The organism is Pseudomonas sp. FG35 (assembly GCF_057809295.1).
In genome coordinates, this window is record NZ_JBMDJR010000013.1 from 1 (window position 1) to 14,628 (window position 14,628).

Below are 14,628 nucleotides of genomic sequence, written 5' to 3' on the forward strand. Positions count from 1 at the left end.
GCGACCGCAAAACCTGCGCCTCGAACAGACCATGGATGCTTTGCTGAAGGTCATAACCAACGTCGGTCGCGTTGAAGTCGAACAACAGCCGCTGCCGCTCAGCCCCCTCAAGAACCGGCAAGCGATTCATCGCCTGCGTCGGTGCCTGTTCCAGCGCCTCAACCAATCCCGCCAACGCCGATTGCATGTAACCGCAAATCCGCTGCGCACCGATGTCCGTCGGCACCATGGCAATCAACGAGAAACCGTTGCCCAGGTCATCGACATTCAGGCTCAGTGGATAGTTGGTACGTTCTTCACTGCTCAGGGTCTCGATGCCTTGCCAGGCCTGAATCACGCTGTCCGAATGCTCTGAACCATGGCTGTGCCGGTAGTTGAGCATCGCGCTGAACAACGGCGACGTCGCCGCAATCCCGCTGCAACGCTGGGTCAATGCCAGCGAAGCATGCTCATGCCCCAACAGTGCGGTGAGACGCTGATGCGTCGCCTTGACCGCTTCGCGCACCGGGGTCTCCCCCAGATCGACCCGCAACGGCAAGGTGTTGATGAACATGCCCAGCGCACGGTCAGCGCCCTGGCCGCCCTGCATCCGGCCCATCAGCACGGTGCCGAACACCACATTGTCTTGCCCGGAGGTCGCCGCCAATACCTGGGCCCACGCGAGGTGGAACAGGCTGGCCACGCTGATGCCCAACTGCCGCGCCTGACTGCGCAGGCGCAGGTTCAGGCCGTTGTCGAGTTCTTGCTGCACTTCCTCGATGCCGCGTCCGTCGCCACGCACATCGCGCAGGCTGAACGGCAAAGTCGGCTCGGCGATGTCGCCGAGCATGTCGCGGAAGAATGCTTCATGTTCCTGCTCCGTGACGCCCAACCGCGCCTGCGCCACGTAATTGCGGTACGGCACCGCCGCCGGCAACGGCTCGTCGGCCCCGCGCAGGTACGCCTGCATTTCGTGGCGCACCACTTCCAGCGCGGTGTGGTCGAGCACGATGTGATGGAACAGCAGCATCGCCACCACCCGGCCATGGGCCGGATCACGGGCGAACACCAGGCGCAGCAACGGCGCCTGAGCAATGTCGAGGCGGTAATGCCGCGCATCGAACCGGCCGTGCAGTTGTTCAAGAATGTCGCCGGCCGCAGGATCGAGCGAAACCTCCTGCACCACGAGCTCAGCCTGACGCCACACGGCCTGCACCGGCACGCTCAAGCCTTCCCACACCACGCCCGTACGCAGAACATCATGGCGGTCAATGACGTGTTGCAATGCCGCGCTGAAACGCTGCAGACGCTCAAGGCTGTCGAACGCCAACCGCGATTGCAGCAGGTAAGGATCGCCTTCTCCCGCACTCAAGTGGTGATAAAGAATGCCTTCCTGCAACGGCGCCAGCGGATAGATATCCTGCACGTTGGCAGCGCCACCCGGCACGCTGGACACCACACGGTCGATGGCGGCTTGATCCAGCGACACCAGCGTCAGCATGTCCGGGGTGATGTGGGTGCAATTGGCCGCGATGCGATTGGCCGGCACTTCGATTTCCCGCCCGCTGCCCACGGCGGCGGCCAGTGCGGCCAGGGTCGGCTGACTGAACAGCACACGCACGTCGGTGCTCAGGCCGATCTGACGCATGCGTTCGATCAGGCTCACCGCCAGCAGCGAGTGCCCGCCCAGTTCAAAGAAGTGATCGTGACGCCCGACCCGCTCGACCTTCAGCACCTCAGCCCACAACCGGGCCAGGGCGATTTCGGTCTCGCCGACCGGCGGCTCGTATTCACGCACCAGCACCGACTCGGCACCGGGGGCCGGCAGCGCCTTGCGATCCACCTTGCCGTTGGGGCTCAGCGGCAGGCTGTCGAGCGCGACGAATGCCGACGGCACCATGTAATCCGGCAAGCGTGCGAGCAAGTGTTCGCGCAACGCCTCGATCCCAGGTTGCCCGGCCTCGGCGTGCCAGGTGAAGTACGCCACCAGACGTTCCTCACGCACCAGCACCACGGCTTCACGCAGGGCCGGATGGCTGAGCAGTTGCGCTTCGATTTCACCCGGTTCCAGGCGCAGGCCACGCAGCTTGACCTGGAAGTCGTTGCGCCCGATGAATTCGAGCTGGCCATCGGCGCGGTAACGCACCAGGTCGCCCGTGGCGTACAGCCGATCGCCAGCCACGAACGGGCTCGGGGTGAACCGTTCGGCCATCAATTGCGGCAGGCCCAGATAGCCCCGCGCAACCCCGGCACCACCAATGAACAACTGACCGATGACGCCCATAGGCACCGGCCGTTTGGCAGCGTCGAGTACGTAGAGACGGGTGTTGTTGATCGGCCGTCCGATCGGCAACGCGCTGTCCGGTACCGCCATTGACGGCTCCAGCGTCCACACCGTGCTGTCGACCGTGGCTTCAGTCGGGCCGTAAACGTTGTGCAAACGCACTTGCGGCAAACGCTCGCGCACAAGGCGAGCCAGCGCCGGCGTCAGGTCGCCGCCGCCACAGAACACATCGGTGAGGCTGCTGCACTGGCTGACGTCGTCCTGCTCGAGGAACTGTTGCAACAGCACCGGCACGAACTGGATCACGCTGACCCGCTGCTCGCGAATCACCTGCGCCAGATACGCCGGTTCGCGGTGCCCGTCGGGACGCGCCAGTACCAGCCGCAAACCGGCGCTCAATGGCCAGAACAGCTCCCAGACCGAGGCATCGAAACTGAACGGGGTTTTCTGCAACAGGGCGCCGTCCGTCACGGCGGGACACAGCTGCGAACTCCAGTGCAGCAGATTGCCCACGCCGCGATGCTCGACCATCACGCCTTTCGGCGCCCCGGTGGAACCGGAGGTGTAGATCACGTAGGCCAGGTTCGAAGCGCTCAGGCCCAGCACTTGCGGGTTGTCATCCGGGTTGAATGTCCAATGAGCCTGATCCAGATCGATCACCAGCGCGGTGCTCTCATCCAGCAACTCACGCGTCGCACCGTGCACCAGCACCGCTACCGGCGCGCTGTCCTTGAGCATGTAATCCAGACGCTCTGCCGGGTACGCCGGATCCAGCGGCACATAGGCACCGCCCGCCTTGAGGATGCCGAGCAGACCGACCATCAGCTCCAGCCCGCGCTCGACGCAGATCGCCACCCGCGAATCCGGCCCCACGCCCAGTTCGCGCAGATGATGGGCCAGTCGATTGGCCTGTGCGTTGAGTTCGGCGTAGGTCAGCCGCTGTTCACCGGCCTGCAACGCGATGGCTTGCGGCGTGCGCTGCACTTGCGCCTCGAACAGCCCATGAACGGTGTGCTCCAGATTGTCTGCGGTCCCGGTGACGTTGAGGTCGTAAACGACATGCTGACGCTCTGCGCTGTCAAGGATCGGCAAGCGGTTCAGCGACTGATCCGGTGCCTGTTCCAAAGCATTCGCCAGTGTCTCCAGCGCGGTCTGCATGTAGTCGCAGATGCGCTGCGAACCAATGCTCGCCGGGGTCATGGCGGTGAGCACAAAACCGCTGCCCAGATCATCGACACCCAGACTCAGCGGATAGTTGGTGCGTTCTTCGCTGCTCAGGGTCTCGATGCCTTGCCAGGCCTGACGCAGGTTTTGCTGTTGCGCCTCGTCGGCGCTGTGCCGGTAGTTGAGCATCGAACTGAACAGCGGCGAAGGCGCGGCCACGCCGCTGCAACGCTGGGCCAGCGCCAGTGACGCGTGTTCATGGCCGAGCAGCGCACTGAGCCGCGCATGCGTCGCCCGAGCCCCTTCGCGCACTGGCGTATCTCCGAGATCGACCCGCAGCGGCAAGGTGTTGATGAACATCCCCAGCGCCCGGTCGGCCCCCTCGCCGCCCTGCATCCGGCCCATCAGCACCGTGCCGAATACCACCCGCTCCTGCCCGGACGTCGCCGCCAGCACCTGCCCCCACGCGAGGTGGAACAGGCTGGCCACGCTGATGCCCAGTTGCCGCGCGAGGCTGCGTAGACGCTGGCCGGTTGCAGTGGTCAGGGCCTGTCGCGTTTCCTCAATGTCGCTACCGTCACCTTGCACATCCTGCAAGCCGAACGGCAGGCTCGGCTCGTCGATGTCGCCGAGCATGTCGCGGAAGAACGCTTCGTGCTCCTGCTCGCTGACACCCAACCGCGCCTGCGCCACGTAGTTGCGGTAAGGCACGGCCGCGCCCAGCGAGGCTTCGCGCCCTTGCAGGCAGGCGAGCATTTCGTGCTGCACCACGTCCAGCGCGGTGTGATCCATCACCACATGGTGGAACAGCAACATCGCAACCACCCGACCGTGGACCGGATCACGGGCATACACCAGACGCAGCAGCGGTGCCTGGCTGATGTCGAGCCGGTAGTGCCGGGCATCGAAACGCCCGTGCAACTGCTCGAGGATGTCGCCATCCGCCGGATCAAGCACGATCTCCTGCACCGGCAGCTCGACTTGACGCCACACCACTTGCATCGGCTCGGCCAGTTCCTGCCAGATCACCGCCGTGCGCAGGATGTCGTGACGGGCAACAACCTGGCGTAGCGCGGCCGCGAACGCTTCCACACGTTCGACGCTGTCGAAGGCCAGCCGCGATTGCAGCAGGTACGGATCGCCCTGCTCCGCGCTCAAGTGGTGGTAAAGGATGCCTTCCTGCAACGGTGCCAGTGGGTAAATGTCCTGCACGTTCACAGCACCGCCGGGCACCGTGGCAACAATGCGGTCAATGCTCGGCTGATCCAGTTCCGCCAGGCTCAACAGGTCCGGGGCGATATGGATGCAATCAGCAGGAATGCGATTGGCCGGCACTTCGATTTCGCGACCGCTGCCCACCGTTGCGGCCAGTGCAGCCAGCGTTGGCTGGCTGAACAGCACACGCACGTCGCTACTCAGGCCGATCTGACGCAGGCGTTCGATCAGGCTCACGGCCAGCAGCGAGTGGCCGCCCAGTTCGAAAAAGTTGTCGTGGCGTCCGACTTTTTCCAGTTTCAGGACATCGGCCCAGATCTGCGCCAGCGCGGTTTCCATCGGGCCTTGCGGGGCTGCGTATTCACGGCTGAGCCAGGCGTTCTGATCCGGTTCCGGCAAGACCTTGCGGTCGAGTTTGCCGTTGGCTGTCAGCGGCAAGGCGTCGAGTCGCACGTAAGCCGCCGGGATCAGCGCTTGCGGCAAACGGGTTTGCAGATGATTGCGCAGGGCTTCGATATCGGCCGGCGCACGCTCGGTGAACCACGCCAGCAACTGCCCGTCGCGCACCAGCGCCACCGCGTCCTGCACCGCCGGATGGCTGGCCAGCGCCGCTTCGATTTCCCCCAGTTCAACCCGCACGCCGCGCAGTTTGACCTGATCGTCGTTGCGACCCAGATACTCGATATTGCCGTCCGCCAGCCAGCGTGCAAGGTCTCCGGTGCGGTACATCCGCGCCTGCGGCTGATCGCTGAACGGATCAGTAAGGAAGCGTTCGGCAGTCAGATCGGGACGGTTCAGATAACCCCGCGCCACGCCAGCGCCGGCGACGTACATCTCGCCCGTGACACCTACTGGCACCGGACGTTGCTGGTCATCGAGCAGATAGATGCGGGCGTTCGCCATAGGCCGGCCGATGTGCAGCGGCTGGCCGACTTCCACCGGGCCGGACGTGGCGACCACGGTGGCCTCAGTCGGGCCGTAGTTGTTGATCACTGCGAAGGTTTGTGCACGGTTGAACTGACGCAGCTTGTCGCCACCGATCAGCAAGGTACGCAAGGTCGGGTGTTGCAGCTCGCGGCTGAAGGCGTATTCGGCTACCGGCGTCGGCAGGAAGCTGACCTGCAACGGCTGCGCGCGCCACCAGTCGAGCAACTCGTCCAGGTGCTCGTTGCTCACCGTTTCCGGCGGCAGGTGCAACGTCGCGCCGACGCACAACGCCGGCCAGACTTCCCAGGCCATCGCATCGAAGCCGAACCCGGCCACGCTGGCGGTGTGGCTGCCGGCGTGCAGGTCGAAAGCTTCGGCGTGCCAGTGCACAAGGTTTTCCAGGGTCGCGTGTTCGACCATCACGCCTTTCGGCTGGCCGGTGGAGCCCGAGGTGTAGATCACGTACGCAAGATTTGCCGGAGTCAGGTACGGCAGTTGCGGGTTGCTGTCGGGCAGGTGTTGCCAGGCGTCGCTGTCCAGATCGATCACCGGCATCATGCCCAGCAGCTCCCGGGTCGAAGCCTGTGCGAGCACGGCCACCGGATCGCTGTCCTGCAACAGGTAGGCAATGCGTTCCGCCGGATGCGCAGGATCCACCGGCACATAACCGGCGCCGGCCTTGAGAATCGCCAGCAGGCCGACCAGCATCTGCGGGCCACGACGCACGCAGAGCGCGACGCGGTCGTCCGGTTGCACGCCTAGACCGATCAAATGATGGGCCAGTCGGTTGGCACGCTGGTTGAGCTGCCCGTAGGTCAGCTGTTGCGCACCTTGAATCACGGCGAGGGCATGCGGGTTGCGCTCGGCCTGCACCTCGACCATTGCGTGAATCGTCGCGCCACGGGGATAGGCCGTGACCGGTGGATTGAAGCCGTCGACCAGACGTTCCAGCTCCGCAGTCGAAAGGATCGGCAAGCGGTTCAACGGTTTTTGCGGCGTCTGTTCCAGCGCCTGCACCAGTTGCTCCAGCGCGGTGTGCATGTAACTGCAAATCCGCTGCGCGCCGATCTGGCTGACCGCCAGCACCGACAAGGCAAAGCCTTCGCCCAGATCGTCCACGCTCAGGGTCAGCGGATAGTTGGTGCGCTCTTCACCACCGAGTTTTTGCACGCCCTCCCAGATGCCCTGCCCGTTTTGTGACGGCTGCGCAGGGGCGCTGTGGCGGTAGTTGAACAAGGCGCTGAACAACGGCGACGACGCCGCGACACCACTGCAACGCTGGGCCAGCGCCAGCGAAGCATGTTCATGCCCGAGCAATGCCGTCAGCCGTGCGTGGGTCGCTTTGACTCCTTCCCGCGCGCCGGCGCCGATATCGATGCGCAGCGGCAAGGTGTTGATGAACACCCCCAGCGCCCGGTCGGCACCATCACCACCCTGCATCCGCCCCATCATCACCGTGCCGAACACCACATCGCGACGGTTCGACAGCACGCCCAGCACCTGCGCCCAGGCCAAGTGCATCAGGCTGGCCGCGCTCACGCCCAGTTGTCGCGCCTGTTCACGCAAGCGCAGATTGAGTTCGGCAGCCACCGGTTGCAGCGCTTCCTCGACGCCGTGACCGTCGCCCTGCACGTCCCGCAGACCGAGTGGCAGGGTCGGCTCATCGATGTCGCCGAGCATTTCGCGGAAGAACGTTTCGTGTTCCAGCTCGCTGAGCCCCAGGCGTGCCTGAGCTACGTAATTGCGATAGGGAATCGGCGCCGAAAGGTGATCGACCTCACCGAACATCACACCGCGCATTTCCTCGACGATCACTTCCAGCGCCGTGTGATCGAGGATCAGGTGATGGGACAGCAGGATCGCCACCACGCGTTGCTGTTTCGGATCTTCGGCATAGACCATGCGCAGCAGCGGCGCCTGGCTGATGTCGAGGCGGTAGTGACGGGCGTCGAAACGCTCGTGCAACTGCTTGAGGATGTCGCTCTGCGCCGGGTCCAGCGTCACGTGCTGAACCACCAGTTCGGCGTGGCGCCACACCACTTGATGAGGGGTGGCGAGACCTTCGTGGACAACGCTGGTGCGCAGGATGTCGTGGCGAGCGATGACCTGCTGCAAGGTGTCGGTGAAGGTGCGCAGACGCTCGACGCTGTCGAAGGCCAGCCGCGATTGCAGCAGGTACGGGTCGCCCTGCTCCGCGCTCAAGTGGTGATAAAGGATGCCTTCCTGCAACGGCGCCAGCGGATAGATTTCCTGCACGTTGGCAGCGCCGTCCGGCACGCTGGCGACGATCCGGTCGATGCTGGTCTGATCCAGTTCGGTGAGGCTCAGCAGGTCCGGGGTGATGTGGGTGCAACCGGCAGGAATGCGGTTGGCCGGCACTTCGATCTCCCGACCGCGGCCCACCGCCGCAGCCAGCGCGGCCAGGGTCGGCTGACTGAACAGCACGCGCACGTCGGTGCTCAGGCCGATCCGGCGCAGGCGTTCGATCAGGCTCACCGCCAGCAATGAATGGCCGCCCAGTTCGAAGAAGTTGTCGTGGCGACCGACTTTTTCCAGCTTCAGGACATCGGCCCAGATTTGCGCCAGCGCGGTTTCCACCGGGCCTTGCGGGGCTTCGTATGCCTGACTGAGCCAGGCGCTCGAATCCGGCAGCGGCAAGGCCTTGCGGTCGACCTTGCCGTTGTTGTTCAACAGCAACGCATCGAGCTGCACCCAGGCCGAGGGCACCATGTATTCCGGCAGGCGCGCTTGCAATTGTTCGCGCAGGCTGGCGCTGTCCACGCCCTTTTCGGCGGTGAAATACGCCACGAGGCGCAGCGGTTCCTGACCGTCCTGACGGGCCAGCACAATGGCTTCCTTGACCCCCTCGCAGTTCAGCAGGCGATTTTCGATTTCCCCGAGTTCGATGCGGAAGCCGCGGATCTTCACCTGATCGTCGTTACGGCCGATGCATTCCAGTTGGCCCGGCGCGAGCCAGCGTGCGAGGTCGCCGGTGCGATACAGCAGCGCGCCCGGTTGCTCGCTGAATGGGTCTTGCAGGAATTTCTCGGCAGTCAGATCCGGGCGACTCAGATAGCCCAGCGCCACGCCTTGCCCGCCGATGTACAGCTCGCCGGTCACGCCCATCGGTACGGGTTGCTGACGGGCGTCGAGCACGTAGACCTGGGTGTTGGAGATCGGGCCGCCGATTGGCACGCTATCGGCGTCCTCCGCCACTTCGCGCACTTCGAAGGTTGTGGCGTAGGTGGTGGTTTCGGTCGGGCCGTAGCAGTGGACGATGCGCAGGTTCGGCGCCTCGCTCAGCAAGCGACGGAAAGCGGCCGGGTCAGCGCGTTCGCCGCCGCACAGCACGATGCGCAGGCCTTTGAGGGCTTCCGGAATCAACTGCACGTACTGGTTGAACAACGCGGTAGTGACAAACAGGATCGTGACGCCAGAAGCCTTTAGTTCCTGTCCGAACACGTGTTGATCAAGCAAGGTGTCGTGATTGATCACCACCACCCGCCCACCGTTGAGCAACGGGCCCCAGACGTCCATCGTGCTGGCATCGAACGCCGGGTTGGAGGCAAATGCCACGCGATCCTGCGCATTGAAATCGGCATAGCCGTTGTTGATCACCAGTCGCCCGATGGCCCGGTGCGGCACCATCACCCCTTTCGGCGTGCCGGTGGAGCCGGAGGTGTACATGATATAGGCCACGGATTCGGAGGACTGCGGCAAGCCCGGGTTGTGGACCGGTTGCGCGTCCAGCGGCAGCGAATCCAGATCGATCCGGCGCACCGCGTAATCAACCGTTTCAGTGCTGAAGGTCAGCAGCGCTTTCGCCGAGCAATCCTCCACCATGAACGCCTGCCGCTCGGCTGGCGCGTTGATGTCCAGCGGCACATAAGCCGCTGCGCATTTACCGATAGCCAGTTGCGCGACCAGCAGATCCAGGGAACGCGGCAGCAGGATCGCCACAGGGTCGCCCGGCTGTACGCCCTGCCCGATCAGATGGTGGGCCAGTCGGTTGGCCCGTTGATTCAGCTCTTCATAGGTCAACGCGGTGTTGCCATGCACCGCCGCCACCGCTTGCGGATGCAGTTTCACCTGCTGTTCGAACAGACCATGAACCGTCGAACCTGACGGGTATTCCCGCTCAGTGGAATTGAACCCGACCAGTAACTCCCGACGCTCATCCGGCGGCAAAATCGACAACTGATCGACGCCCCGTTGCGGCGTCTGCTCCAGCGCCTGCACCAGACTGTCGAAGGCAACATTGATGTACTCGCAGACCCGCGCACCGTCGATGCCCGGCACCGCTTGCACGCTCAGACGCAAACCTTCGCCAAGGTCATCGACGCTGACCAACAGCGGATAGTTGCTGCGCTCGCGGGAGCTGAGCAATTCAATGCCATCCAGCGTCAGCCCCGCAGCCTGCGGCGCGCTATGGCGATAGTTGAGCAACGTGCCGAACAGCGGCAGCGAGCCGGAAACCCCACTGCAACGCTGGGCCAGCGCCAGTGACGCTTGCTCATGCGCGAGCAATTGCGCCAGCCGTTCATGGGTGGCAAGCACACTTTCGCGCACCGCTGTGGCGGTCACGCTGACCCGCAGCGGCAAGGTGTTGATGAACAGGCCCAACGCCCGGTCGGCACCCTCGCCGCCCTGCATCCGGCCCAGCAGCACCGTACCGAACACCACCTCGTCCCGACCGCTGATCTGCGCCAGGACCTGTGCCCAGGCCTGGTGCGCCAGACTCGCCACACTGATGCCGAGCCGCCGCGCCTGCTCGCGCAGACGCAAGGCCAGTGCGGTGTCCAGCGTGAGCTGGCTGTCGACCACGGCGCTGCCGTCGCCGTGCACGTCCTGCACGCCGAACGCCAGGGTCGGCTCGTCGATGTCGCCGAGCATGTGGCGGAAAAACTCTTCGTGCGCCTCGGCATTCGCGCCAAGCCGAGCCTGCGCGACGTAGTTGCGGTATTGCACCGGGGTCGCCAGTTCGGCGGCGTGACCGTGCAGCACGCTGTTCATCTCGCTCACCAGCACTTCCAGCGCGGTGTGATCGAGCATCAAGTGGTGCATCAGCAGGATGCCGACCCAACGTTGTTGCTGCGGATCCTCGGTGTAGGCGAAGCGCATCATCGGTGCGCGGCCCAGATTCAGACGATAGTGCCGCGGGTCGAAACGTGCCTGCATCTGTTGCAGCACGTCGCCTTCCAGTGCCTCGTGATCTGCTCGTTCAAGCGCCAGTGGCGCCGCACGCCAGACCACTTGCACCGGTTCTTCGAGGCCTTCCCAGACCACGCTGGAACGCAGGATGTCGTGGCGCGCGATCACCACATTGACGGCTCGCACGAATGCCTTGATCGACTTGATCCCGTCAAACACGAACTGCGCCTGCAAAACGTATGGATCGCCCGCAGTCGCGGCCATGTGGTGATACAGAATCCCCGCCTGCAACGGCGCCAGCGCATAGATGTCCTGCACATTGGCGACCCCGCCAGGGACGCTTTCCACTACCCGGTCGATGCCGGCCTGATCCAGTGAGGCCAGGGGCAACATGTCTGGCGTGATGTGTTGGCAGTCAGGGGTGATGCGATTTACCGGCACTTGAACGCTGGACGACGCGCCCAGGGTGGCCGCCAGCCCCGCCACGGTTGGCCGACCGAACAGGACGCGCACGTCGCAGCTCAATTCCTGCTGGCGCATGCGCTCGACCAGCTTCACGGCCAGCAAGGAATGGCCGCCCAGCTCGAAGAAATTGTCATGACGACCGACCCGCTCGACGTTCAGCAAGGCTTGCCAGATTTCGGCGATGCGGCATTCCACATCACCGACCGGCGCCTCATATCCGCGCAACATCTGACTGCTTTGATCCGGTGCCGGCAAGGCTTTGCGGTCGAGTTTGCCGTTGGGGCTCAGGGGCATGGCGGCGAGATGAACGAACGCCGTCGGCACCATGTAATCCGGCAACTGCTCCAGCAGATGGCTGCGCAGTTCGCCGATCTCCAGCGGCCCGCCGGTGTAGTACGCCACCAGCCGAGGATCGCCAGCCACGTCTTCGCGCACCAGCACTTCGGCCGCAAGCACGGTAGCGAGTTGAGTCAGGCGCGTCTGAATTTCCCCGAGTTCGATACGCAGGCCGCGAACCTTTACCTGATCGTCATTGCGACCGAGGTATTCAAGGTTACCGTCGGCCCGGTAGCGGCACAGGTCACCCGTGCGGTACAGCCGCGCGTTCGGCTGATCGCTGAACGGATCGTCGAGGAAGCGCTCGGCGGTGAGCGACGCAAGGTTCAAGTAACCCCGCGCCACTTGCACGCCGCCGATGTACAACTCACCGGCCACGCCCAACGGCAGCGGTTGCAGTTGTTCATCGAGAATGTACAAACGGGTATTGCTGACTGGCCGACCGATAGGCAACAGCGCCTCTGGCACCGGCATCGATGGCTCCAGCGTCCACACGCTGCTGTCGACAGTGGTTTCGGTCGGGCCGTAGACGTTATGCAAGCGAACCTGCGGCAGACGCTCGCGCACCTGGCGGCCCAGCTCTGGCGTCAGCTCGCCGCCGCCACAGAAAACATCCGTAAGGCTGGTGCATTGGCTGACGTTTTCCACGTCGAGGAACTGTTGCAACAACGCCGGGACGAACTGGATCACGCTGATGCGCTGCTCCTGCACCACTTGCGTCAGGTACGCCGGTTCGAAGTGCGCATCGGGACGCGCCAGCACCAGACGCAGGCCGGCCGTCAGCGGCCAGAACAGCTCCCAGACCGAGGCGTCGAAACTGTAAGGGGTTTTCTGCAAAAGGGCGCCGTCCGCCACCGGCGGGCAAACCTGCGAGCTCCAATGAAGCAGATTGCCCAGGCCACGGTGCTCGACCATCACGCCTTTCGGCGTGCCGGTGGAGCCGGAGGTGTAGATCACGTAGGCCAGGTTCGAAGCGTTCAGGCCCGGCACCTGAGGATTGTGCTCGGGATAGTCCTGCCAGTGATCCTGATCGAAATCGAGCAACGGCACGCCGCCCGCCTCGAACAGCGCTCGGGTCGCGCCGTGCGCCAGCAGCGCCACTGGCGCGCTGTCCTTGAGCATGTAGTTCAGGCGTTCCGCCGGGTAGGCCGGATCCAGCGGCACGTAAGCACCGCCAGCCTTGAGAATGCCCAGCAGACCGATCACCAGTTCAGGTCCGCGCTCGACACAGATCGCCACCGGCGTATCCGGCCCGACACCCAACTCGCGCAACCGATGAGCCAGGCGATTGGCCCGCATATTGAGTTCAACGTACGTCAGTGACTGCGCGCCGGACTGCAACGCGACGGCCTGCGGCGTACGCTCGACCTGCGCCTCGAACAGACGGTGAACGGTCTGTTCCAGATCGAGATCGACGTGACTGTCGTTGAAGCCCTCCAGCAATTGCTGCCGCTCGTGTGCCGGCAAAACCGGCAACTGGTTGATCGGCGTCTCGGGCGATTGCTCCAGGGCATCGAGCAAGGCGTCTAGAACGGTTTGCACGTATCCGCAAACGCGTTCGGCGCCAATGCCGCTCGGAGCGATGGCGGACAACCGGAAACCACTGCCCAGATCATCGACGCTCAGGGTCAGCGGATAGTTGGTCGGTTCCTTGCCACTCAACACCTGGACACCGGGGGCCAGGTCGATCACCTCGGCAACGTCACCGACAGCACTGTGACGGTAATTGAGCATGGCGCTGAACAACGGCGTCTGCGCACTCAACGCGCTGCAACGCTGGGCCAATGCCAGCGAGGCCTGTTCATGAGCGAGCAAGGCGCTCAGCCGACGGTGCGTGGCGAGCACGCCGTCGTGGACGCTTTGCGCCCCGACATCGACCCGCAACGGCAAGGTGTTGATGAACATGCCCAACGCCTGCTCACCGCCGTCGCCCGCCTCCATTCGTCCGAGCAACACGGTGCCGAACACCACCGAGGTGCGCCCGGACAACTGGCCCAACACCCGCGCCAGCGCCAGGTGCATCAGGCTCGCCACGCTCACACCGAGTTGCCGCGCCTGCGTGCGCAGTCGCAGGTTCAGTGCGTCGCCGAGCATCAGTTGCGCGTCTTCGAAGTCCTGTCCGCCGCCGTGAACATCCTGCAAGCCCCACGGCAACGTCGGCTCGTCGATATCGCCGAGCATCTCGCGGAAGAACGCTTCGTGGGCCTGCTCATCGAGCGCCATGCGCGCCCGCGCCAAGTGATTGCGAAACGGCACCGCCGGCGCGACCTGTTCGGTCTGCCCTTGCAGCCAGGCCTGGATTTCCCGGCGCACCACGTCCAGCGCAACGTGGTCAATGATCATGTGATGGAACAGCAGCAGCGCCACGATCCGGCCCTGCGCCGGATCCCGGGCGAACACCAGACGCAGCAGCGGTGCCTGTTGCAGATCGAGGCGCAAATGACGGGCGTCGTAGCGCGCCTGCAACTGACTGAACACATCGGTGGACGTGTCGGCTTCCACCTCTTCGCAGACCAGCGGCGCCTGGCGCCAGACCACTTGCACCGGCTCGTCCAGGCGCTCCCAGACAAACGAGGTACGCAGAATGTCGTGACGGTCGATCACCCATTGCAGTGCCTGGGCAAATGCATCGAGGCGCGGGTGATTGTCGAAGGTGAACTGCGCCTGTTGCACATACAGATCGCCTTCGCCAGCCGCCAGGTGCAGATACAACATGCCTTCCTGCAATGGCGCCAGCGGATAGATGTCCTGCACATTCGCCACGCCGCCCGGCACGGTGGCGACGATGCGGTCGATGGCCGGCTGATCCAGTTGCACCAGCGGCAGCATGTCCGGGGTGATGCGCAGCGCCGGACTCGACCAGTCGCCGCCGTGGCTCGCCACCAGCTCCAGCAACTGCGCCTTGTGTTTGGCGAGGCTGTCCCACAACGCATCGTCGAGCGCGTCGTCGTTGCCCAGAATGACCAGGTCTTCATCGTCCTGTTGAAGGCGGATCGCATGGGTGGAAATAACAGCCATCAGCTCGCGAAATTGCATGGGGGTAACCTGCTGTAAATTCGGGAAAAAGGAGCGCGCAGCGGCGAGTCCGTGCGGTCGCGCGCAGCCTG

1 protein-coding gene is annotated in these 14,628 nt (G+C 64.3%); it reads right to left on the reverse strand.

The window, feature by feature from the left end; all coding sequences use genetic code 11:
- On the reverse strand, window positions 1-14,557 hold a 14,557-nt coding region (locus tag ACODTD_RS22645), incomplete at its 3' end, for an amino acid adenylation domain-containing protein (RefSeq protein ID WP_489105232.1).
- Window positions 14,558-14,628 lie beyond the last annotated feature (71 nt).